12 protein-coding genes are annotated in these 24,581 nt (G+C 49.4%); 7 read left to right on the top strand and 5 right to left on the bottom strand.

Annotated features, from left to right (window positions below):
* Positions 1–62 precede the first annotated feature (62 nt).
* Both ACO6V5_RS08145 and speD read left to right on the top strand, forming a co-directional pair.
* Positions 63–1,118 (top strand): YgfZ/GcvT domain-containing protein, encoded by a 1,056-nt coding sequence (locus ACO6V5_RS08145; protein WP_422133526.1) that lies wholly within the window; start codon positions 63–65, stop codon positions 1,116–1,118.
* Between the two features lie 739 nt (positions 1,119–1,857).
* Positions 1,858–3,066, top strand: coding sequence for an adenosylmethionine decarboxylase (gene speD, locus ACO6V5_RS08150; RefSeq protein WP_422137841.1), 1,209 nt, complete (start codon positions 1,858–1,860; stop codon positions 3,064–3,066).
* A 148-nt stretch (positions 3,067–3,214) separates the two neighbouring features.
* Here speD and ACO6V5_RS08155 read toward each other — a convergent pair whose 3' ends face one another.
* A complete protein-coding gene (locus tag ACO6V5_RS08155) occupies positions 3,215–9,127 on the bottom strand; it encodes a transporter substrate-binding domain-containing protein (protein WP_422492078.1) in 5,913 nt (1,970 codons plus the stop codon).
* Between the two features lie 137 nt (positions 9,128–9,264).
* On the opposite strand from ACO6V5_RS08155, the gene ACO6V5_RS08160 reads away from it, so the two are divergent.
* From ACO6V5_RS08160 to ansA, 5 genes are all read left to right on the top strand, one after another.
* Complete coding sequence (locus ACO6V5_RS08160) at positions 9,265–9,549, top strand: hypothetical protein (RefSeq protein WP_317141800.1); 285 nt, start codon at positions 9,265–9,267, stop codon at positions 9,547–9,549.
* Positions 9,550–9,693: 144 nt separating this feature from the next.
* Positions 9,694–13,026, top strand: coding sequence for an exodeoxyribonuclease V subunit gamma (gene recC / locus ACO6V5_RS08165; RefSeq protein WP_422409034.1), 3,333 nt, complete (start codon positions 9,694–9,696; stop codon positions 13,024–13,026).
* The gene (recB, locus tag ACO6V5_RS08170) at positions 13,023–16,781 is read left to right on the top strand and encodes an exodeoxyribonuclease V subunit beta (protein ID WP_422409036.1); all 3,759 of its coding nucleotides are present in this window, start codon (positions 13,023–13,025) and stop codon (positions 16,779–16,781) included. Before recC ends, recB begins: the two co-directional genes overlap by 4 nt.
* Positions 16,778–18,847 (top strand): exodeoxyribonuclease V subunit alpha, encoded by a 2,070-nt coding sequence (gene recD / locus ACO6V5_RS08175; RefSeq protein WP_422133521.1) that lies wholly within the window; start codon positions 16,778–16,780, stop codon positions 18,845–18,847. The genes recB and recD overlap by 4 nt, the downstream gene beginning before the upstream one ends.
* 19 nt (positions 18,848–18,866) lie before the next feature.
* Complete coding sequence (ansA, locus tag ACO6V5_RS08180) at positions 18,867–19,880, top strand: asparaginase (protein ID WP_422137837.1); 1,014 nt, start codon at positions 18,867–18,869, stop codon at positions 19,878–19,880.
* A 38-nt stretch (positions 19,881–19,918) separates the two neighbouring features.
* Here the strand turns inward: ansA and ung are convergent, their stop codons facing one another.
* The 4 genes from ung to prfB form a co-directional block, all read right to left on the bottom strand.
* The gene (gene ung / locus ACO6V5_RS08185) at positions 19,919–20,596 is read right to left on the bottom strand and encodes a uracil-DNA glycosylase (protein ID WP_422133519.1); all 678 of its coding nucleotides are present in this window, start codon (positions 20,594–20,596) and stop codon (positions 19,919–19,921) included.
* A gap of 332 nt (positions 20,597–20,928) precedes the next feature.
* Positions 20,929–21,663 (bottom strand): TetR/AcrR family transcriptional regulator, encoded by a 735-nt coding sequence (locus tag ACO6V5_RS08190; protein WP_422133518.1) that lies wholly within the window; start codon positions 21,661–21,663, stop codon positions 20,929–20,931.
* 208 nt (positions 21,664–21,871) lie between these two features.
* Positions 21,872–23,365: a lysine--tRNA ligase gene (gene lysS, locus ACO6V5_RS08195; RefSeq protein WP_422409039.1), complete on the bottom strand. Its 1,494-nt coding sequence runs from the start codon at positions 23,363–23,365 to the stop codon at positions 21,872–21,874.
* A gap of 100 nt (positions 23,366–23,465) precedes the next feature.
* Positions 23,466–24,564, bottom strand: a protein-coding gene (prfB, locus tag ACO6V5_RS08200; RefSeq protein ID WP_422409041.1) for a peptide chain release factor 2 whose coding sequence is annotated in 2 segments (ribosomal slippage) — positions 23,466–24,488 and positions 24,490–24,564 — 1,098 coding nt in all. Because the reading frame shifts where the segments join, the coding sequence is not laid out codon by codon here.
* Positions 24,565–24,581: the final 17 nt, after the last annotated feature.

The raw sequence follows: 24,581 nt of genomic DNA on the forward strand, positions 1-24,581 counted from the left end.
CATTGCCAGCCAGCGGGGATACTGAAATCAGCATACTTTCGAAACATTGCAGAGAATGGATCATGACTAACGATCAAGAAGAAAGATTCCAACAGTTTTTTACTGAACGGGGCGCTCGTTATGAAAACGGCAAACTGCTTGACTTTGGTGAGGCCTCTCCAGCAGCCGAACCGGAAAGCCCGATATTATCTGTTCTGGATCAAAAAGCACTTTTGCAGGTTTCTGGCCCGGATAGTCTGAAATTTCTCCAGGGACAACTCACTTGCAATCTTGATACGCTTGCGACTGACCAGTTTTGCGGGGGAGCGGCCTGCACCCCCAAAGGTAGAATGTTCACCAGCTTCAGACTGCTCATGGCCGGTGAAGATCAATTTATGATGGCTATGCATCAGGGGCTGGTTGAGAGCACCCGGACCGGCCTGGGAAAATACGCTGTTTTTTATAAAACCGAACTGACCCCTGACCAGAAGTATGTTTGTCTGGGGCTTTCCGGAAATGCTGTTGAAGAGAAAATTGCCAGTCTCTTTAATGATGTTCCCGATGGCAACAGCGCGCTCAATATTGATCAGCAGGGTTGGCTTCTGAATGTTTCCGGGAGCCTGAATCGTTTTGAACTCTGGATTACCTTCGAGCATCTGGCAACACTCTGGGACAAACTCACTGAGCAGTTCTCACCCGCAGGGCATCAGCACTGGCAGCTGCTGGACTGTCTCGCAGTCGAGCCCTGCCTGTCACCGGAAACCGCAAATAATTACATTCCGCAGCATCTCAACCTGCCCTCACTGAAAAGTGTCAGCTTCAGAAAAGGCTGCTACACCGGCCAGGAAATAGTTGCCCGCATGCAAAATCTGGGGCAGCTTAAGAGTCGTTGCTATCGCCTCAGCTCAGACCAACAGCTGAGGCTGGAACCTGATACGCACCTGTTCAATAGCACAGGCAAAGCTATAGGTGAAGTGATTGAAAGCGTTCAAACCGGACAGGGAACAGAGCTGCTGGCGGTGATTCGAGTTGAATCCGCCCAGAAAAATGATATTCGACTGGATGGCGGTGAAGGACAAAAACTCAATTGTCAGCCACTGCCTTACGAAGTGGATCCCAAACAGGAACTGCAATTTTAAAAAGTGTCTAACTGCCAGTGAACTCTAAGTACTCAGCCATACGGAATCGAATATTTCTGGCTTATTGGGCAGGTGCTCTGCAAGGCGCAATGACGGGAACATAGCAAGCTATGTGACCAGAGTTGCAACGCAGTCAGAGTGCCTGAACAATGAGTCAGAAAGTATGATTTCGTAGGGTTGAGTACTTAAACCAGGGTACCTGCACATTAACAGGAGGTACCTCTGGCTTCAGATGCTCAGAACACCATCAGCTGAATACTGAGCATTCATTCTCTTGAGCTATTCCCGACGAATAACCCTTCGATAATATAAAACATTGTCGTTTGTCCTGAAACCTCCACAAGCCGGTAATCTGTGTTTTAAAGTAGCGCTACCGGCTGCAATAAACAAACAATCCAAAGATGTAAATTTCATATCGTTTTGGAAAACGTTTTAGCTTTATTTATGAAATTTCCGGTTTAGGATGAGTAGCGCCCTTAAAATGAATTGTCACGGCACGGATGCTTTTGTTTTAACTTTTAAAAATCAGGCAGAGTGCAGTTATGAACATTTCCAGATCCGGGTCAGGGGTCGTGATATTTTCAGCAATCTATGCCCTCTCTTGTCATGCTTTGCCCTCAGGTGGCTCAACGGACAGTTCCATCGTTAGAGAGGTTTCAGATTGTTCTGAATTGACCCTGACACACCCAGATCCGGGTCACTACCTGGATCGCAACAAAGCCGTAGTGTGTTGTTCTCCATGAACTTATGGCCCAGAGAAAATATTCTGAGCTTTGTCGATGCTACCTGTAACAGTCTCGTTGATCAGCATGATAATGATCTATCCATTGACTCAGCTCATCCAGCAGATCCCTATCACTATATGGGTGGCGTTTTTGGCAGTAATAACTGTTCCAATATCAAAATGGTTAATGGACCCTTTGGATTAAAAAACAGAGAGCAGGCATGGGGTTGGATATCCGTAGACGACACTGATCAACACAGTTGTACGACTCTGTTTGAAAAGGTTTATCGAACAGGATTTGCCCCAGTGCGCACATGGGCCAGGGCGGGTTTTGATGTTAAGTGTGATTCTTCTGTGCCAACACCCGGTTCATCACCCGCATTCATTCCTGATGCAGGTGATACGGGCGCTATGTTTATGAATAATATTGAAACAGCAGAGTCACAAAGACTGGAAAGGTTAGCCACATGGGAAAAAGTAGGCTTAGGTGCTGGCTTCTCTATTTTGAATCAGGCTATAACTCAAACCTGGTTCCACCTTTCAAAACTTATCAAGCAGGCCTGGATAAGACATACCAGTCAGGTGTTAGCGGCGACATTGGGTTTGGGTCTTCCGGCTCTCCCGTTGTTACCGGAATGTATTATTGGATTGAGAAGAAAGTCAGGACATAACCCATCAGGGGATCCTGGTCTATTGAGACGTCCAGATCTATATCAACCAGGTAATTTATTAGCGACATCTTCCGTTACTCAAGGATCTTTTGCTGAATTAGCTGTTTCCATAGCGCATGATGGGCGTTGGCCCACCCACGACCATACTTCCATCACTGGTGAAGAACAGGCGGATCACTTTATTACCCGTGATGGGATAACCTTTGCGGGCACGCATTTGATCCTCGACTTTTGGGGAGCTGAAAAGCTGGATCACCCCGCTCTGATGGAACAAGCACTGCGTGATGCGGTTGCAAAGGCAGGTGCTACCTTGTTGCATATCCATCTTCATCGCTTCGAGCCCAATGGCGGCATTTCTGGCGTTGCAATACTGGCTGAGTCGCATATCAGTGTGCACACCTGGCCAGAGAGGGACTTCGCGGCGTTCGATATCTTTGTCTGTGGTGATGCTCAGCCAGGATTAGCGATTCCGGTCTTAAAGGCCGCCTTCAATCCTGACTCGGTTAATATGGTTGAGCACTTGCGCGGTCAGGTACTCAGCGAAAGTGAGTAAAGCATTTATCATTAAGCGAATACACCTGTGGGAAGTTTTTCAAAGAACCTTTTATAAGGTGCTGTGCCAATAATATCGCGTCAACAAAATGCACTTTGAAAGTAACGAACCGACTATAAATTCAATCGTCGGGAATTGCTGCATTTTCTTAATGCTCGATTTCTGACTGAAAATCCTCAAGAATCTGCTCAGCTACTTCAAAATCATAGACTCTGATGCTTTTCTGCAGTCTGTCCAGTTTCTGTTTGTCAACCTTACCGTTCAGTCCGCCAACCAGTTCAGACAGAGACTCTGATGCAGAAACATCGCCTTCCTGAAGTTGAGTGATCATGGAACTCATCAGAAAGGACAAGCGTTCAACCTCAACCATCCCTTCGCCTATCACTTCTTCTTCCGGGCCGTTCTCGACCAGCTGCTTAAGACTCTCCATCACTTTGTTAAAGGCATGCTCAAAACTTTCAATCAACGCTTTTGAAGGCAATTCATCCCGGTTTCTCAAGGCTGCCTCCAAACGAGCCGCAGTAATATGCAACTGTTCTGCCCCAAGGCTGCCTCCAGCCCCCTTAATGCCATGAACAATAAAACGGGCACCCTGCCAATCCCGTTTATCCAGACAATTCAAGAGCTTTTGCAAGTCTTCTCTCTGATCCAGATAAAAGTTCACTAGCAACTGCCGGTATAAATCGACATTTCCTCTAACCCGGTTCAGACCATTGTGGAGATGAATGCCTTCCAGTTTCTCAAGATCTTCTGCAAACGCTTTTTGCTCTGATGCACCCTTTGCAGCGAGGCTGGATGACTTTCCTCGTTCAGGCACCTGAAGCCAGCGACCTACCATTTCCTGCAACTCAGCAGGATTCAAAGGTTTGGAAATATGATCATTCATCCCCATCTGCAGGCAACGCTCACGGTCACCGGTCATAGCATGGGCCGTCATGGCAACAATCGGCAAATTTTTATCACCTGAATTTCGTCGTATGACTCTGGTTGCCTGATAACCATCCATCAGGGGCATCTGAATATCCATAAAGACCAGGTCAAAAGCTTTGGATTCAAGAATATCTACAGCCTCCTGACCATTATCTGCCAGGGTCACCTTCAGCCCCATACCTTCGAGCAGCTCACGGGCTACCTGCTGGTTAATCTCATTATCTTCCACCAGCAGAATATCACCATTCAACGTCTGCTTGCCGGCACTGCTGTCGATACCCTTGCGGCCGCCACCCGAGCTTTTATAATCAAGGGTGCGAAGAATGGTTTCTATCAACACAGAGCTGCTGGCAGGCTTGATCAGGAAAGCGTCTACCCTGCCAGAAGCCCTGATCATGACCTCTTCACGACCGTAAGCTGAAACCATGATCAATACGGGTGCAGAGTCGAGATTCATCGCTCTGATCTGCTCTGCCAGCTCAATGCCATCGGTATCTGGCATTCGCCAGTCCAACAGAGTCACAGTAACCGGATTATTCGAGTCAAGATTGTGCTCTCTCAGGATATTCAGAGCCGTTGAACTGTCACAGGCTTCCAGAGTTTCACAGCCAAAACTGTTGAGCTGACTAACCAGTATCTTCCGGGCCTCATCAGTGTCATCGACGACCAGCACTCGTGTGCCGACCAGCGCCTGATCATTAAGCCCAATCGGTACACCCAGACCCAGCTCAACATCAAATCTGAAGGTACTGCCCCGATCAATTTCGGACTCCACCTCAATATCACCATTCATCATATTGACCAGACTTCGACAGATGGCCAGACCGAGACCCGTACCCCCAAATTTACGGGTAGTGGAGCCATCAACCTGAGAGAAAGACTCAAACAGTCGGGCCTGATGTTCAGGACTGATACCGATACCGGTATCCTGTACTTCAAAACAGATTCTGGCAGTTTTTGAATTAAGCGACAGTAGTCTTACTGAAATTCTGACAGCCCCAACGTGGGTAAATTTCACAGCATTGTGAATCAGGTTAATCAATACCTGTCCAAGACGCAGAGGATCACCCCGGAGGTGGTCCGGAACATCCGGCGCAATATCGTAGCCAAGTTCAATCCCCTTCTCTTCTGCCCTTACGTTGGTAATGTCATAAACATTGTCAAAAACATCCTCCAGATTAAAGTCAATGGTCTCCATATTGAGCTTTCCGGCTTCAATTCTGGAAAAATCAAGGATGTCATTAATAATGCCTAGCAGAGCATGGGCAGAGGACTGGATCTTGGTGACATAATCCTGCTGCTTGTCAGACATATCTGTTTGCAACACCAGGTGGCTCAGGCCAATAATGGCATTCATTGGCGTACGGATTTCATGGCTCATATTGGCCAGGAAGTTACTTTTCGCCTGGTTAGCCTGATCTGCGGCTTCTTTGGCTTTATGAAGCGTTTCTTCAGCGTGCTTGCGGTCGGTGATGTCACGCCCGGTAGCAGAGAGATAACCTTCGCCTTCGTACTCCATATAGTTCGCCGTCACTTCAACCGGGAAAACCCTGCCATCATGGGTTTTGCGCAGGGTCTCATAAGTCATTGCCTTGCGCATGGTCAGCTGATCCCAGAGCCGCTCCCAGGAAGTTTCCGTCACCGCAGGATTGATATCCATGATGCTGAGTTCCATCACCTGTGCGGTGGTATAGCCCAGGGCGCGGCAAGAAGACTCATTCACATATTTATGGCTGCCATCATGGCGGAACCAGTGAATGAAGTCAGCAGCCCGATCCAGCGTGAAACGGGCCATTGAGAGTTCACGCTCACGTTCTTTCTGCTCGGTAATATCCACCATGGTGCCCACTGCTCGCAATGGATGACCACGACTATCCCGGAAAACAACCTTACCTTTGTTCCTGACCGTAGCGAAACTGCCATCCTTGCGTCTGATCCGGTATTCATAGACGAAGGCTTTATCCGAGTGAGCAAACTGGTCGTTAAAGAAATCTACGGTTGCAATCTTGTCATCTGAGTGGATCAGCCGACGCCAGCCCCCTGGGGTATTTATCAGCTCTCCGGCCTCATAGCCGAGCATACTTTGATATCGGGGACTGAAATAGATACGTTCATTAGCGACATCCCAGTCCCAGAGACCATCGGAAGCAGCATCCATCGCCAGCTGATAGCGCTCTTCACTGGACCTCAGGGCATCTTCGGAGAGTTGTCTTGAACGCGCAACAGCCACCAGTTCACTGGCCCTGCGCAGGAGATCCACTTCATCACTCAACAGTTCGTCTTCGGTCTGGCGATTGAGAAAAATGACCCCACCTATCTCTTCAGCGAATAGCCTCATGGCCACATGAATCCCTGCTACCACTCCGTCCTTACTGATGCTTCTCAAAGATTCGCTTTTGGCTAACTGTTCACTATCAACACTCAATTTCATTGTTGCTATACCATCTTCAGATGGCTGGCTTCCCTGACTGAGAGCACCCCGGAGCAACTCATTCAGGTCAGCCATTTTCAGAAATTTTCTGTCGGACCAGAAATGTTCAATGGCTGCATGTCCATCCGTTCTCGAATAAACCAGAGCTATGTCGTAACTCATAAAGACAGCCAATTTGCGAAGGAAGTACTGAACGGCCTCTTCAAGCGGTTTGTTAATGAACTTTCTGGAAATATCACTGAGCAGGCGGTCCAGATCTGAACGGGCTTTCAACTCTTCTTCGGCACGCTCCCTTTCACCGATTTCCAGAATCAGCCTTCGGTTCCAATAAATAATGAGAATCAGCGTCACAAAAATCAGTAACAGCCCGATAAACAGTTCCTTGTTAGGCTGCCACCTCAGCTCAGTAATAGAGACCCAGCGACTGTTAATCTGCGACTTCTCTGCCTCAGTCAAACTGTCAACCGCTTTCTGTAGAATGGAACCCAGCATGGGCCAGTCATTGCGACTACCAAGAGCATATTCATATTCAAAACCTGCCTCACCCACCACGCGAAGATTGGTGACTTTGAGTCGATCAAGCTCAAAACTGGAAGCTGCAATGTCGGCAATCACCGCATCCAGAGCACCGCTGGAAACCCGACTGATACCACCACTGAGACTGGCCACCGGCTTGAAATTAATACCGGAATTTTTCGCTCTGAAATAATCAAGAGAAGCACTGCCAGGCACATAACCCACATCGTGTCCTCTCAGATCCCGAATATTTTCAATGGTTTTATCCGAGGTTCTGGCCAGAATCACGGAAGGCACCTTAAACAACGGGCTGGTGAAGTCCAGATAACGACTGCGCTCGTCTGTCTTCTGTGCCATGCCGAGCACATCGGTTTCGTGACGATAGGCACGACCCAGAGATTCGGTCCAGACCTTGGAGGGGTTAAGACGGAATGTTAAACCCAGACGATCTTCAAGAAGACGAATATAATCAACGGCTATGCCTTGATAATTCCCTTCTTCGTCCTGAAAAAGGAACGGAGGATGATCCGCCTGCACATCAATCTGGATAATACGATTCCTGTCCAGCCAGCGACGCTCCGCTTCGGTCAGGTTGACATTGGTAACGCCCTTGCCAAAATACCGGTTATCACTGTTAACAATCCAGCGCTCTTCAATCTTACGGTATTCTTCTGGCGAGATATCTCCCAGCCCAGTGTTGACCAGAGTAATCAGATCATCTGTTCTATCGGCGGCTACCCCGGCAGCAATCGCCTCATTCATATTGAAGTATTTGCCACTTTTGAGTTCACCGATCAGCCCCATAGCGCCCAAGGCAGACTCAACCACCACAGGCTCAGCCAGGAGCGCATCAATATCACCTTTAAACAGACTCTGGATCAGCTCAATGACATTATCACGGGTTACCACTATAACCCCCGGAAGCCACTTGTCGACAAATTCTTCATGACTGGAGTCTGTGACAACGCCCAGCCTTCTGCCTTCCAGATCAGGCCCAAGATCATTGAGAGTCTGGTTACTGCGATAGTAAATTCGTGAATTGATGCCATAGAATGGATTGGACATACGCATCCACTCACTGCGAGCCCGGGAGGGCGAAATGCTCCCGAGAACATCTACCTTGCCACTCTTCAGTGCCCGAATGATCTCTTTTTGTTCTCCCATTCTAAAGCGAACAGGCGTAGAAGTTTTTTCTGACCACTTTCGCCAGATGTCTACATACATACCTGCCGGTTTACCCAGCGCATTCACAAAAGACAGCGGCGACGAGGCTGATTCCAGAGCAATAACCAGTTTGCCAGAAGTCTGGCTATCATTCCCAAGCCAGTTCTCGAATACCAGACTCTTACGGTCCTGCGGTATCATTTCCATACCGCTTTCAATGATAGAACCCAGGGCAGAACGTTTTTTATTAATCCCGGCCAGAAGTGAAACAGAAGTATTCAAAGGCGATGCATAAGGCGAGTATTCGGAGCTGACCCCCCGACTTTCCAGATAATACCCCAATACATCTGCATTACCGGCAAACAGCGTCACCTTCCTGGCAGCAATGTCGTCAATCATTAAATGCTGATTGTCATACTCTTTCAGACGGACATCAGGAAACCGCTTAATGATCTTGTCTTTCAGATAGTCATTGTCCAGAATGGCCACCTGATGCTCTGACAACAGCTCCTCAATGGGCTTTGGGGTAATGTCGTTGCGGATAAACAAAGCCCTGCGACTCTGGAAGATCTCGCGGGTCATAACACCTATTTCGGTGACTTCATCTGCCGACCCAAGCAGAGCAATGACATCAATTTCATTATTTTTAAGTAGATCGATCGCCTGTTGTCGAGCCATGGGATAGAACTTGACGGGCACGCCAACCTGTTCAGACCACTCCCGCCAGAGGTCGAGTATCAGACCGTCCGGTTCACCGGCATCATTGGTGAAAGCCCAGGGCAGAGAGTCTTGCGTATAAGCAATTTTAAGAGGCTTGAAATAACTGGAGTCCGACTTGAGCCTGCTGTCATCAGCCCAGGCTGAAAACGACAAAGTACAGAAAAAAAGCAGGCTAACGAAGTAAAAAATCAGGCCACGTTTTCTTTTTATAGTGAAAACAGACTCTTCACCGAAGGCTTCCAGACTAACCAACGGTTCAGGACTGTTTTCACGCTCAAGGCTTTTTAGAGCGTATGACATAAGAGCTCGTTCTGGGTCTATATAGGACTTGGCACGAACATTTTACCTGTAATCAACGGCTATGCCACTGAGAGAAGTACGCAATTTCACAGACAAGAACCTAGAATGAATAGAGGTATACCCATTCCGGATGAATCATGGATATTGAAAAACGATCCCAACAGAGTCTTGATGAGAGTAAAAACTGCATTCTTGAGGCCCAAAACCTGATGGACAAAATGGCCGCCCTGCGAGGAAAGCTAAACATCCAGGAAGGCGCAGGCAGACGCTACCTGCAAAGAATCAAGCCTGATGAAGCCAGCCTGAAAACCGCTGAAAAGGAAATTGCCAGCCAATACACCGGAAAAAGCAGCAACCCGGAAAGGAAGAAAAAGAAGCACAAGAACCTTATGAATGCCCTGCACAGACATGGCAGAGCCTGATCAGGAACACAGGCAGATTGTGATTACTGCCTGAAAGCATTGTTTTTTTAACTTAAAGTCTTGGTACTCCTCCATTTGTGTTGACATAACCCACCAGAACATGAAGAGTTAGAACCTTCATAGATACAGGCTGATTTTCCTTTCGTGTTCACTATTTATCACTCTAACCAGCTTGACCTGCTTAAAGACCTGCTGATTGATCTGATACAGCGGGATCCTCTTCCCAACCCACTGGAAGACGAACAGATTCTTGTTCAGAGCCCCGGCATGGCCCAGTGGCTTCGGCAGGAGCTGGCTCAATCCATGGGCATCGCGGCATCTCTCAATTTTCCGTTGCCAGCCAGTTTTCTCTGGGACATGTTCGTCAAGGTGTTACCGGATGTCCCGGGACGTTCAGCCTTCAATAAGGAAGCCATGACCTGGAAGCTGATGTCATTGCTGCCCGACATGCTGGAAGAAGAGGCCTTCAAGCCTCTCAGGCACTATCTGGCCGATGATAGCGACACCTTGCGGTGTTACCAGCTGGCAGGCAAGGTAGCGGATATTTTTGACCAATATCTGGTCTATCGACCGGAATGGATCGCTGACTGGGAACAGGGAAAGGATAAGACAGCAAGAGATCAGCTCTGGCAGCCTATGCTCTGGCGAGCACTGGTCTCAAGAACGTCGGAAGCGGGCCAGTCACACTGGCATCGGGCCAATATGCATCAAAGTTTTTTGAGCGCATTGGAGAACGACTCTCATAAACACTTTCTTCACAAACAAGACCTGCCCCGCAGGTTATTTGTTTTCGGAATTTCCGCACTCCCCCCGCATTTTGTAGAAACCCTGAAAGCACTGGGTCAACAAACCGACGTCCATCTCATGGTCTGCAACCCCTGCCAATACTATTGGGGTGACGAGAAAGACCCTAAATACCTGGCCAAACTGGCAACCCGGCTCTTCAGTAAACAGGTCAGTCAATCGACGGCACATAAAGCTGAGGGCGCTTCACAACAGACTGACCTGTTCGAATCCCTGGTTGATGAGCAAAGCAACCCCCTGTTAGCCTCCATGGGCAAGCTGGGCAGAGATTACATGCATCAGCTGCATGACCTGGACGCAACCGAGATCATGGCCTTTGTTGATGGTCAGGAAGATTCACTGCTGCACCGGATTCAGAAAGATATCCTGGACCTGACCGACAGAACTCTTGAAGGTCCCGTCACTATAGCCCCTGATGATCAGTCTCTGGTTTTCCATAACTGCCACAGTGCGCTCAGGGAAGTGGAAGTTCTTCATGACCAGTTGTTAAGACTGTTTGAACGAAATCCTGATCTCACACCCAGAGATGTTGTTGTCATGCTGCCTGATGTAGATCAATACAGCCCCTGGATTCAGGCTGTTTTTGGTGGACTGCCGGATCATCACAACAATCCACGCTATATCCCCTTTGCTATTTCAGATCGAAGCGCCCGCCAGGAGTTTCCTCTGCTGAAAGGCTTACTGGAGCTGCTTGACCTGGACAATCAGCGCTGTGGTGCCCAGGAAATGCTGGAATTGCTGGAAATTCCAGCCATTCAGAGACGCTTCCAGATTGATGAAAAGGGCTTTGAACTCCTGCGCCGATGGATCGCTGAATCAGGCATTCGTTGGGGATTAAGCCCTGAACACCAGAGTGGCTTTGGCGTCCCGCCAAGAGAAAGTAACTCCTGGCTCTTTGGCCTCAAGCGGATGCTGCTGGGTTATGCGCTGCCAGAAGATGCCGGACTTTTCTCGGGCATACTGTCACTGGATTCTTCACAGGGAATGAATGCGGTTCTGAGCGGAAAGTTGGCAGCTTTTGTTGAAGAAGCCTCTGAACTGATTCTGCAACTTAACGAATCTCGCTCCATTGAAAGCTGGACACTTTTTATCAATCAGATACTGGAAAACTTCTTTCAACCCGATGAAGAAGACGAATACGCACTGAAACTGGTCCGAAGCTCACTGGAACACCTGACAGAGCAAGTTCGGGATGCAGGTTATAGCGACAGGTTATCCCGGCCTGTCTTACTGGATTACCTGACAGAACGACTCACCAGCGAACGGAGCAGCCAGAAATTCCTTTCAGGCCGAGTCAATTTCTGCACCCTGATGCCCATGCGATCCATTCCTTTTAAAGTGGTGTGTCTGCTGGGTATGAATGACGGTGCTTATCCAAGAAGCATTGCTCCAGGCGGTTTTGACCTGATGACAGAAAGCCCCCGACGGGGTGATCGCTCTCGCCGTGAAGACGACCGTTACCTGTTTCTGGAAGCCTTGCTATCGGCCCGCCAGACTCTCTACATCAGTTATACGGGTCGAAGCATTAAAGACAACAGTGAACGCATACCCTCAGTACTGGTAACGGAACTGCAGGAATATTGCAGTCAGTTTTTCACCGATAGTGAAGCTTTTCAGAACCTGATCACAGAACACCGGCTACAACCCTTCAGTCAGGAGAACTTCACCCCGGACAGCGGTCTGTTCAGTTACGCCAAAGAGTGGTTACCGAATGCCAACAATCCTACTGAATCATCCGCTCCTTTTCTGGCTTCACCACTAAGCACTCGAGAAACGCCGGAAGCACTTGAAGTCCCGGAATTATTGAGATTCTTTCGTAATCCCAGCCAATATTTCTGTAACCGAAGATTAAAAGTTTTCTTCGAGCAGGAAGACACCCTGCTGGTGGAAACCGAACCTTTTGCCCTGGATGCACTGGACACCTATTGGCTCAAAACGTCCATGCTGGACACTCTTCTTGCAGATAACAGGCTGGACAGCCTCCGGGAAAAATTAAACGCCACTGGCACACTACCCCATGGTGCCTTTGGTGAGCTGCTTCTGGAAGACCAGCAGAATGCCGTCTCACCACTCGTGGAAAAGCTGAAAGATGCCACCCTTGCCCCCCTGGATGATGTTGAGGTTAATCTGTCAGTAGCCGGTATCAAGGTCACTGGCTGGCTGAAACAGCATTACTCATTTGCAGGTCAGAATTCCGGATTGCTGCGCTACCGGGCTGCAGGACTTAAGGCAAAAGACAAACTCTTCGCCTGGATTGAACATCTCTTGTATTGCGCTTCCCTGGAAAGTGAATCACATAGCGGTGGCCATACCCGGTTGATGGGACTGGACGATGAGATCCTGTTTACCCCCATTGCCCGACAACAGGCCAGAGCCTACCTTGGCGATCTGGTGTCTCTCTACCTGCAGGGGCAAACCCGACCTGTTCCTTTCTTCCCAACCACCTCACAGGCGTGGCTGGAAAAAGAAGACGACGAAGAAAAAGCACGCAAAGCGGCTGAAACGGCCTTTTATGGGGGTTTTAAGATTCATGGCGAAGTTGAGAATGTTTACATTCACAGGACGTTTCCTGAACTGGAACCCATCTTTGACGAATTTACCAACCTGAGTCGTCTTATTCTTGAGCCCATGGCCCGGACGATAGAAGTGGTTTCAAAAGGAAGCCGCAAATGACTGATACCACTCAACAGCCTGCAGCGGAAAACCAGCCCATGGCAGAAATAGCCAATCCACCACTACAGCTGGATGCCCGAACCTTCCCCCTGCATGGAAACCGCTTGATCGAAGCCAGTGCAGGAACAGGCAAAACCTACACAATTGCCAACCTTTTCCTCAGGCTGGTCCTTGGCCACGGACCTGAGCATAACCATAAAATATCAGCCCACTGTCAGCCTTTAACAGTGGACCAGATCCTGGTAGTCACCTTCACCGAAGCAGCCACTGAAGAGCTGAGAGACCGAATTCGTGCCCGGCTTCATCAGGCCAGAGAAGCGTTTGAAAAAGGTCTGAAGGATGATGACTTCATAGCAACACTGATGAACGACCTTGATCGTCACTCAGAAAGAGCAAAACTATTGCTGGCCGCAGAGCGTCAGATGGATGAGGCAGCGGTATTCACCATACACGGCTTCTGTCAGAGAATGCTGAAACAACATGCCTTTGAAAGTGGTACGCTGTTTACCAATGAGTTAATTACCGACGAATCCCACCTGCTGGAGCAGTCAGCCGCAGACTTCTGGCGCACCGAACTTTACCCACTGGACAAGCCTCTGGCACGACTGGCGCGATCTGTCTGGAAAACCCCCGGCGATCTGCTTAACGATCTGCGAGGGCTATTGGGTAAACCGGGGCTGCAAATCAAAACCGGTGCAATGCCTGATAACCTTGAACTTTTCAACCAAAAGTTTGTTGAACCCGCTGTGGCCATCAGAAATTTATGGCGTGACGATCGCAATGCCATAGAAGATCAGCTGCTGTCTTGTGGTCTGACTAAAAGAAGCAAACCTTTCACGCGAATAGCTAAAATGGCGGCTTTTGCCGATAGTGATGCCCTCTTCCCGGTTCTTGGTAAAAACGAGAGCTGGGAAATCTATGGCAGGGAGATTCTGGAAAAGGCCCTGTCCAAAAAAGGCCAACTGCCCGGACACAAGGTTTTTGGTCTCATCGAAAACATACTGGATCAGTCCACCAGCATTCAGAACGCCTTCAAAAGCATGATGCTGGCCAGAGCCCTCTCCAGCATTCAGCAGAGAAGCCACAGAATCAAAAACCAGAAGCATCAGATGTCTTTTAACGACCTTCTGACCCGACTCCATCAGGCACTGCATCAGGGTCACGGCGAACAGCTGGCAAACAGGCTGCGAATCCAGTTTCCGGTGGCCATGATCGATGAGTTTCAGGATACCGACCCACTGCAGTATGCTATTTTCAGCCGAATCTATCCCGGTCACTCAAGCCCCAACCGTGATGCCGGGCTGTTTATGATAGGCGACCCAAAACAGGCTATCTATGCTTTCAGGGGCGCCGATATTTTCACTTACATGCAGGCAAGAAAGCAGGTTTCGGCTCACTACTCACTGGATACCAACTGGCGTTCCAGCAGCAATATGGTGCAAAGTGTGAACCGGATTTTTGAGCAATGTCTCAAAACATCCGCTGACACAGGTCGCCCACCTTTTATCTACCAGGACATTCCCTTTTTATCCGTCAAACCTTCACCGAAAGCCGACCGTCAACGTCTGTTGGAAGCAAACTCTGAGGTTCCGGCTCTGACAATCTGGTGGCAGGATAATGAAGGCACTACGGTGGGCAAAACAGATTATGAGCAGACCATGACTCTGGCGACAGCCAGTGAAGTCAACCGATTGCTGAGCCAGGCTCAGGCTGCCATTCATTCAGACCAACAGCAAAAGTCTTTAAAAGCCGGAGATATTGCCATTCTGGTAAGAACTGGCCGACAAGGCCTGATGATCAGGGAAGCCCTGGCAAAACAGGGGATTCCCAGTGTTTATCTGAGCAGCAGTGACTCGGTGTTTACCTCAAATGAAGCGGTTGATGTGCTGAGAATTCTCACCGCCTGCCTCAATCCGGGCCACGACAGAACCTTGAGATCCGCCCTGGCAACGCCATTGTTGGATCTGACGGCTGAGGCCCTGGATGCACTGAATGAAAATGAGCTTGCCTGGGAAGAAGCCGTTGAAGAGTTTTCCAACTACCACCAGATCTGGATGAAGCAGGGTGTTTTGCCCATGCTCAGAGTCATGGTGCAAAAACGCAAACTGGCAGAAAAGCTGTTAGCAAAAGACCATGGCGAGCGACGTCTGACAGACCTGTTGCATGTGGGTGAGCTGCTGGCAGCAACCAGCCTTGAGCTGGAGAGCCCCCACGCTCTGCAGAGATGGCTGTCTGAACACATCAGCAAGCCGGACACCCATGCCGATGAGCAGCAGCTGCATCTTGAAAGCGAACGCAACCGGGTCCAGATTGTCACCATCCATAAATCCAAGGGGCTGGAATACCCTGTCGTGTTTTTGCCCCATATCTGCAGTTTCAGGGAAGCGGAAGAGCCGGTTTATCATGACAGCCAGCACACCACCTTAGACCTGTCTGGTGATGATCAGGCCCTGATTAAAGCCGATGAAGAAAGACTGGCTGAAGACATTCGACTGTTGTATGTGGCACTCACCCGTTCAGTTCATCGTTGCTACATGGGCATGGCTCCCGTCAAAAGTGGTTCGGGACGAAAAGGTGATCTGACCGATCTGCACAGAACCGCCATTGGCTGGTTGTTGAACGGCCCTGAAGAGCTTGATTATGCGACGCTGGAGCAACAACTGAAACATCTGGCCGAAAGCCACCCTGGCATTGCTTTCCAGCCCGTTGAAGACCTTCAGCTACCTCATTACCAGAGCGAATCTGAAGAGACTCCTCATTTTGTCGCAGAAGAGTTCAGGGGTGACATCCAGAAGGACTGGTGGGTCACCAGCTACTCCGCATTGTCCAGAACCTCGCAGTCTCATAAAAAAGAGCAGAGTCACCACAAAGCTCAGGAGCCTGATGCCTCTCTGGAAACAGCCGGTCTGGATATCGAAGTAATCAATGAGGCAGAAGCAGCTTTTAGCAATGAGCAAGAGCCCGAAGCGGAAACATTGGATATTTTCACATTTCCAAAAGGCGCTCGACCCGGTACCTTTCTGCACGCCCTGTTCGAAAACCTCGAAGATCTGACAGCAGATACACTGAATGACCTGCCCCGGGATTTATCTGGCTATGTGCTCGAACAATTGCAAATGGAAGGCTTTGATGAGAAGTGGTGCCCTACCCTCGAAAATATGCTTGATCATTGCCTGAAAGCACCATTGAACGACAACGGACTCACTTTGGGTGATCTGCCCAAGCGTTGCAAAAAAGTCGAGATGGAGTTTTATCTGCCGGTGAGCAGGCTCAGAGCCAGGGAACTAAACGCCATCCTGCAGTCAGAAGACAGACTGTCAGCCGAGGCGGGATTACTGGACTTTGTAACCGTGAAAGGCATGTTAAAAGGCTTTATCGATCTGACCTTTGAACAAGATGGCCGCTGGTATGTTCTCGATTACAAGTCAAACTGGCTGGGTGACCAGCTCGTCGATTACACCCGGGAGAACATGCAGAAAGTCATGATTGAGCACCGATACGATCTTCAATACCAGCTCTATTCACTGGCATTGCACAGGCTACTGAGTAGCAGGCTGCCAGATTATGACTTTGAGCAACATTTCGGGGGGGGTTATTACCTGTTTCTCAGGGGTATACGAAAAGATGAGCCAGGCCAGCCGGGCATTTTCCACTGTCGCCCCAGTAAAATCCTGATTGAAAAACTGGATCGTCTTTTTTATGGAGACTCTGCCCTAAGTGAAGAAGGCTCCACCAAAACCGGAGTCTCTTCATGATCAATGCCATTAAGCATCTTTACCAACAAGGCAAGATTCGCCCCCTGGATTACCAGTTTGCCCGTTTTATTCATGAACTGGACGACACGCCCTGTGTTGTAATGGTGGCAGCCCTCATCAGTCATGAGCTGGGTCGAGGCAACCTCTGTCTGGAGTTCAGTCATTTATTCCATAAGCCATTGTTCGAATTGAGTCTGGCAAACAGCAATGCACTCAGGGCTTTAGCAGACATTGACAATCAATCCGAAGACAAGCTGATCAGTCTTCTACTCTCAAGTCCGGTTATCAGCAAGGGTAAAACCAATTCGCCTCTGATTCTGGACGCTAAGCGACTCTATCTCTATCGATACTGGCAACATGAGTGTCTGGTTGCCCGACACCTGCTCAAAGAGGGAAAACAGTCAGAAGACTTTCAGGAAACCCGAGCCATTCTGGATCGGCTGTTTCAGCGAAACTATTCCGCTCTTCTTGAGAATCGTCCCGATACCAGCGATTCGAAAGCCCTCCAGGAATACCTCATAAAATGGCTCGATGTAGAATTTCCTGAGGCCATTGACTGGCAAGAATGTATCCAGACGCTGCTGTCTGCCAGAGAGACTGGAGACCTTAAGGTTTTCGATCAAACAATCCCGCAACACTATTGCCTGAACTGGCAGAAAGTTGCAGCGGCCATGGCAGCGACTCAACCCCTGGTCATCATCAGCGGTGGACCCGGTACAGGTAAAACAACAACGGTCACAAGACTGCTGGCCATGCTGGTTGAGAAAGGACTGAAGAGTGACAAAATACCGGACATCCGACTGGTGGCACCCACTGGTAAAGCCTCTGCCCGGCTCACTGAATCGATGGGGGGCGCTCTGCCCGCTCTTCACTGCAATGAAGAGGTGCGTAAGTTGATCCCAACTCAGGCAGGAACGATTCATCGGCTCTTGGGTGTTATCCCTAACCGCCCGGAATTTCGCCACAACGCCAACAACCCACTGCATCTGGATGTTCTGGTGGTGGATGAAGCCTCTATGGTTGATCTGACACTCATGCGTCAGCTGCTGGACGCACTGCCTGACCATGCCCGAGTTATTCTGCTGGGTGACAGAGATCAGCTGGCTTCTGTGGATGCTGGCAGTGTGCTGGGTGATATTTGTTCCGCTGCCGAAGGTGGTTACTCACAGGCCCAGGCTAATACACTGGAACAATTAACCGGCTTTGATCTGAAATCATGGACAAGACGACAAATGTCCACAGTAAAAGAGAACGCTATGACAGCCTGTTTTTCAGAAAAAAGTCGGGCTATCAATGACCGCTTCTGTCAGCTTCAGAAAAGTTACCGATTTGATGACCGATCGGGCATAGGCACGCTGGCCAAAGCCGTCAACAAAGGCGACACCAGACTTATAAAGGAGATATTTCAGCAAACATTTGCTGATATTGCCCTGCACCCTGTAGACGATAGCAGCTACTCCCAACTGATGTCACTCTGTGCACAGGGCTATACCCCCTATCTTCAGGCCATTAATGATCAGCAAGATGAAAAAACAGTTCTCGCTGCCTTTAACCATTTACGCTTGCTCTGTGCATTGCGGGAAGGACGCTGGGGTGTTGAAGGACTCAATGATGGCATTCGCTCAGCTCTGGCAAGGAGCAACCTGATTCCATCAGAAGGCTTATGGTATCCGGGCCGCCCGGTTCTGATTACCCGAAATGCCCATGACCTCGGCCTGTACAACGGTGATATTGGCATTGCTCTTCCTGATTGCAATGGCCGCCTGAAAGTGGTCTTTGAATTACCCGACGGTAGCCTCAAACATCTATTGCCCAGTCGCTTGCCAGAGCACCAGACGGTCTTTGCCATGACCATACACAAAAGCCAGGGGTCAGAATTCCCCCACACCGTCATGGCACTTCCAGAACAGATGACACCGGTTCTTACCCGGGAACTGGTTTATACCGGCATCACCCGGGCCAAGGCCAGACTGGATCTGTTTGCACTGCCGCAGATTCTGGTCAAAGCCATTCAGCAGAAGACCCTGCGTTCATCAGGATTGAAAGACCGACTCATTAACCATTAAAGCCCCTGAAATTGCTGTTATGACCAAGAAAATCTACGTTATTTACACCGGCGGCACCATCGGCATGAAACCCACTGATTCGGGTTATGCCCCCTCTGGTAATATGCAGGCGCTTCTGGATGAAAAACTGCCTCCCCATGTCCGTCAGGGTCTGCCCGACTTTGACCTGGTGGAGTATGGGGAGTTGATCGACTCCAGTAATATCCGCCCAAAAAACTGGAAGCAGATAGCAACGGACATTGCTGATCACTATGAAGACTACGATGGTTTTGTGGTTCTGCACGGTACCGACACCATGGCATTTTCCAGCTCCATGCTGTCTTTTATGCTTCGCAATCTGGATAAACCGGTTGTCTTTACCGGCTCCCAGATCCCTCTGTGTGAACCTCGTAGTGACGGACTGGAAAACTTTGTCGGCGCCCTGAGTATCGCCGCTGATGAGCGCATCAATGAAGTATGCCTGTACTTTAACGGTCGTTTAATGCGCGGCAACCGGGCTCGCAAACAAAACGCCTATCTTTTTGATGCTTTTGACTCTCCCAACTTCCCCTGGTTGGGACGTGCCGATATCAATATCGAGATCAATGATCTACTGTTGTTGAAGCCTGAAAAAAAACCAGAATTTCATCTTGAATGCTCTGAAGATACCCAGGTCGGCATTGTGCAACTCTTCCCCGGTATCACAGCCCAGTGGCTGGAAGCGGCCCTGAACCAGCCTCAAAAAGCCTTTATCATAAGGACTTATGGCACAGGGAATGGCCCTGATGACGACCCGGCCCTGCTGAACGCACTGAAAAAGGCGACAGATGCCGGAAAAATCATCGTCAATCTGACCCAATGCCACAGGGGCGCTGTCCATCAAGGCAGTTATGCCGCAGGCTCTGCACTGGCCAAAGCGGGGGTAACTGGTGGTCTGGACACCACGACTGAAGCCATGTTCTGTAAGCTTCATCACTTACTGTCAAAAGGCCTCTCAACACAAGAGATCAGAGAACTGGTCGGAAAGAGTATTTCTGGTGAGCTGACGATCTGAAAAAAGATGAGGACTTTCGAGTCCTCATTCAGTCGCTATCATGGCAGCTGCCAGTCGATGGGCTGAACGCCTCTGGAAGTCAGATAATCATTAGCCTGCGAGAAAGGTCGGCTGCCAAAGAAGCCCCGATGTGCTGACAGTGGCGAAGGGTGCACAGTCTGCAATACCCGATGTTTGCTGCGGTCAATGAATTGCCCTTTACGCTGGGCATAACTACCCCAGAGGATAAACACCAGCCCTTCTCTCTTATTGTTCAGCTCTGCAATCACTCTGTCGGTAAACTGCTCCCAGCCTCGCTTTTGATGGGAAGCAGCCTGCTTGTGTTCAACAGTCAAGACGCTGTTGAGCAGCAAAACCCCTTGCTCAGCCCAGTGTTCCAGGCAACCGTGACTGGCTGGGGGAATCCCGAGATCATTTTGCAGCTCTTTGTACATATTGATCAGTGAAGGAGGAATACGAACATCTGGACGCACCGAGAAACTAAGTCCATGAGCCTGACCCGGGCCATGATAGGGGTCCTGTCCAAGAATCACCACCTTGACCTGTTCAAAAGGTGTCAGCTCCATAGCCCGAAAATATTCACTGCCCTTAGGATAAATCGTTTTACCAGCGGCCTTTTCATTCAACAGAAAGCTACGCAAAACCTGCATATACTCCTTGTTGAACTCACTCTGCAAATGAGACTTCCAGGAGGGCTCCAGTCTGATTTCCTGCATAGGACTTCCCCGGTTCTGTAAATATTAACAATAAGAGTTGAATGATAATCGAGTCAGCAAGTAACTGACCAGTTGGTTTTGCATATAGTGGCGAGTGGATTTCTTCATCCCTCGTGGCACAGCCACGGCCCCATAGCCAGGGCAGGTTAACAGAATTGAAACGCAGAAGGATCGATTAAGACGTCGCCCAGAGAGGCAGAACCAACAAGGCAGGCACTTATACATACGATTGATGTTAAACTGACTTGATAAAATAGTTTCGTACACCCGTTAGCAGAGAGGTGTACGGTATTTTTAACTTTACAGAATGCCTGTTGACAGTCCGTGATTAATCAATGTTTGAACATCAACATTATCTGGCGATGTAGTCTTTCTTTAATCGGTGTCATATCCAGTCCACCTTTCTGCAACAGCCCCTCATACTCAACCTGCGCAATGAACGAGGCAAGCAGTTGTGCATCGGTTTCTGGCTGTGAAGAGCCTGTGCGCCTGAAGAGTGAAGTCAGGCTGTTCAACAGATAGGTCTGATGTTTAAAAGCGATGGGACGCAGATTTTCATTTCTCAGGCACTCCAGCTGGAAAGCCCGCTCTGCGATCAGGTAATCACGATGCTCAGTCAGCTGGTTGCCAACATAATCAACGGCCAGATCCAGCATCTGATCAACAAACTGATCCCTGGAATCACTGGAGTCATCCAGCAGTGAAAGCGCTTTTTGCAGCTGATCATCAGACTCTTCCCAGAATGCCTTGAAAGTTTCAGCCCCCATTTCCACAAACAGGGTAAAGGTGTCTGTTATGAGGTCGGAAATATCTTTGAAGTAATAAGTAGTCGCAGAGAGAGGTACTTGAGCTTCTTTAGCGACTGCGCGGTGTCTTACACCACGAACGCCATCTCTTACTACGATTCTCAGTGCTGCCTCCAGTATGGTTCGACGGCGCTGTTCACTATTGGCCCGACTGGTTTTACGCCCTTGGTATTTCAGAGTTCCATTTCCGAGAGCTGCTCCTTCATTCCGGGCCATCTGCGTTAGGACGCAGTTTCTTTCGTCACTGTACGTTGCTTCCATGATTAAATGCCTTGCAGTTGCCTGTTAGTCTTAAGACGTTTGAAACCCTCGCTTGAAAGAGAGGTTTCAGCTACGCCAATCTTCTTGTACTTCAGCCTGAAAATGACGGTTAAAGTGTCATTGTCCAGGCTTGGTCAATGGCCGCTGAAGACTGGGCTGCAGGCTAGGAGGCAGACAGATCAACTGTCTGCCATGATTCCAGCCGGGATTACTGCTGGGGTCGCATGTGCGGGAACAACAGTACATCACGGATAGAAGGTGCATCAGTAAACAGCATGACCAGACGGTCTATGCCGATACCTTCGCCCGCCGTTGGCGGCAAACCGTACTCCAGAGCGTTGATGTAGTCTGCATCGAAATGCATGGCTTCATCATCACCAGCGTCTTTTTCTGTGACTTGCTGATGAAAACGCTCAGCCTGATCTTCAGAGTCGTTCAACTCGGAGAAACCATTGGCCACTTCACGACTGCCCACGAAAAACTCAAAGCGGTCAGAAATGAATGGATTGTCATCATTACGACGAGCCAGAGGCGAAACCTCTGTCGGGTATTCGGTAATGAATGTCGGATCCATCAGCCGGTGTTCAACCGTTTCCTCAAATATTTCGATCTGAACCTTGCCCAGGCCCCAGGTACCCTTGACCTCGATACCCAGCTTTTCCGCAACCCGGGTTGCTGAATCAATCGTATCGATGTCAGCAGCCTCAAGATCCGGATTGAAGTGCAGTATAGAATCGAAAACGGACATACGCACAAATGGCTTGCCGAAATCGATCTCCTTACCCTGGTAAGTCACTGAGGTTCCACCGGTCACGTCTTTTGCCAGACGCTTAAAGAGGGCTTCCGTGTGATCCATCATATCAATGTAGTCTGCGTAAGCCTGATAGAACTCAATCATCGTAAATTCAGGGTTATGACGTGTAGACAATCCTTCGTTACGAAAGTTCCGATTAATTTCAAACACCCGTTCAAATCCGCCCACCACCAGACGCTTCAAATAGAGCTCTGGAGCAATACGCAAGTACATATCAATATCCAGCGCATTATGATGAGTCACGAACGGACGAGCGCTTGCACCACCCGGTATCACCTGTAGCATCGGGGTTTCCACTTCCATGTAATCCTGCTCATGGAAATAGTCACGAATCACCTGAACAATACGGGAACGAACACGAAATGCTTCCCGGGACTCTTCGCGGGTAATCAGGTCCACATAACGCTGACGATAACGCATTTCGGTGTCGGTCAGCCCCTTGTGCTTCTCGGGCAATGGGCGCAGGGATTTGGTCAGCAACTCAACCTGCTCCATGTCGACATAAAGATCCCCCTTGCCGGAACGCTGCAGGGTGCCTTCAGCACCGATGATGTCACCCAGGTCCCAGGTCTTGACTTCCTTCAGCACTTCTTTAGCCAGCACCTTGCGATTCACGTACACCTGGATACGACCAGACATATCCTGAATTTCCATGAATGCACCACGGTTCAGCATGATACGGCCAGCTATCTTGACCTTCTTTCCAGCTTCCAGCAGCGCTTCCTTGCTGGCATCTGCAAACTCTTTTTGAAGATCAGCAGCCAGTGCATCACGACGGAATTTGTTTGGAAAAGCGACCCGTTCCGCACGAATGGCAGTGAGTTTTTCTCGGCGAAGAGCTACCAGCCGGTTCTCTTCCTGGGTATCTAAGATCTGTTCTTCAGACATATTTTCTCCGGTTCAACCCCAGGGGGGCCGGGAGTTAACAGTTGCCTGCTACTCCTTTGCGTAAACTTTTGCGTAAACTGTTTTCTGCCAACGGCTGACTTTAAAGGCCTTTCTTGAGACTTGCCTCGATAAACTTATCGAGATCTCCGTCAAGAACGGCCTGGGTATTTCGGGTTTCCACGCTGGTTCTCAAATCCTTGATTCGGGAATCATCCAGAACGTAGGAACGAATCTGACTGCCCCAACCAATATCGGACTTGGAATCTTCCAGAGCCTGAGCGTCAGCACTGCGCTTCTGCATCTCCAGCTCATACAGCTTGGCTTTCAACTGCTGCATAGCCTTGTCCTTGTTCTGATGCTGGGAACGCTGATTCTGACATTGCACCACAATACCGGAAGGCTCGTGAGTAATACGAACCGCAGAATCGGTGGTGTTTACGTGCTGACCACCGGCGCCACTGGAGCGGTAGGTATCAATTCGAAGGTCGGCCGGATTAATCTCAATCTCAACATTATCGTCTATCTCCGGAGAGACAAAAACCGATGAGAAGGAGGTATGACGACGGTTACCAGAATCAAATGGAGACTTTCGTACCAGACGATGCACACCTGTTTCTGTTCTCAACCAGCCAAAAGCATATTCACCGGTAAACTGAACCGTGGCCGACTTGATACCCGCTACTTCGCCCGCAGACACTTCAATGATTTCTGTTTTGAAGCCTTTCTGCTCACCCCATCGCAGGTACATCCGCAACAGCATATTGGCCCAGTCCTGGGCCTCGGTACCACCGGAACCCGACTGAATGTCCAGATAGGCATTGTTGGGGTCCATTGCCCCGGAAAACATACGCCGGAATTCCAACTCTGCCAGTTTTTCGCCCAGCTGGTCCAGCTCTTCCACAACGCCTTCGACGCCGTCTTCGTCCTGCTCTTCCACCGACATTTCCAGCAGTTCAATGGAATCTTCCAGGCCTGATGTCAGCTGATCAATGGTAGCAACGATGCCTTCCAGCATGGAACGCTCTTTGCCCAGGGCCTGGGCACGCTCTGGCTGATTCCAGACATCCGGATCTTCAAGCTCCCGCTCTACTTCCTGCAGACGCTCACTCTTGTGAGCGTAGTCAAAGATACCCCCTAAGCACGTCAGTACGCGCTGTCAGATCCTTAATACGCTCCTTGATAGGGTTTACTTCAAGCATGGTTTATCGCTCAATAT

The organism is Endozoicomonas sp. ALD068 (genome assembly GCF_049310145.1).
Classification (GTDB): Bacteria; Pseudomonadota; Gammaproteobacteria; order Pseudomonadales; family Endozoicomonadaceae; genus Endozoicomonas_A.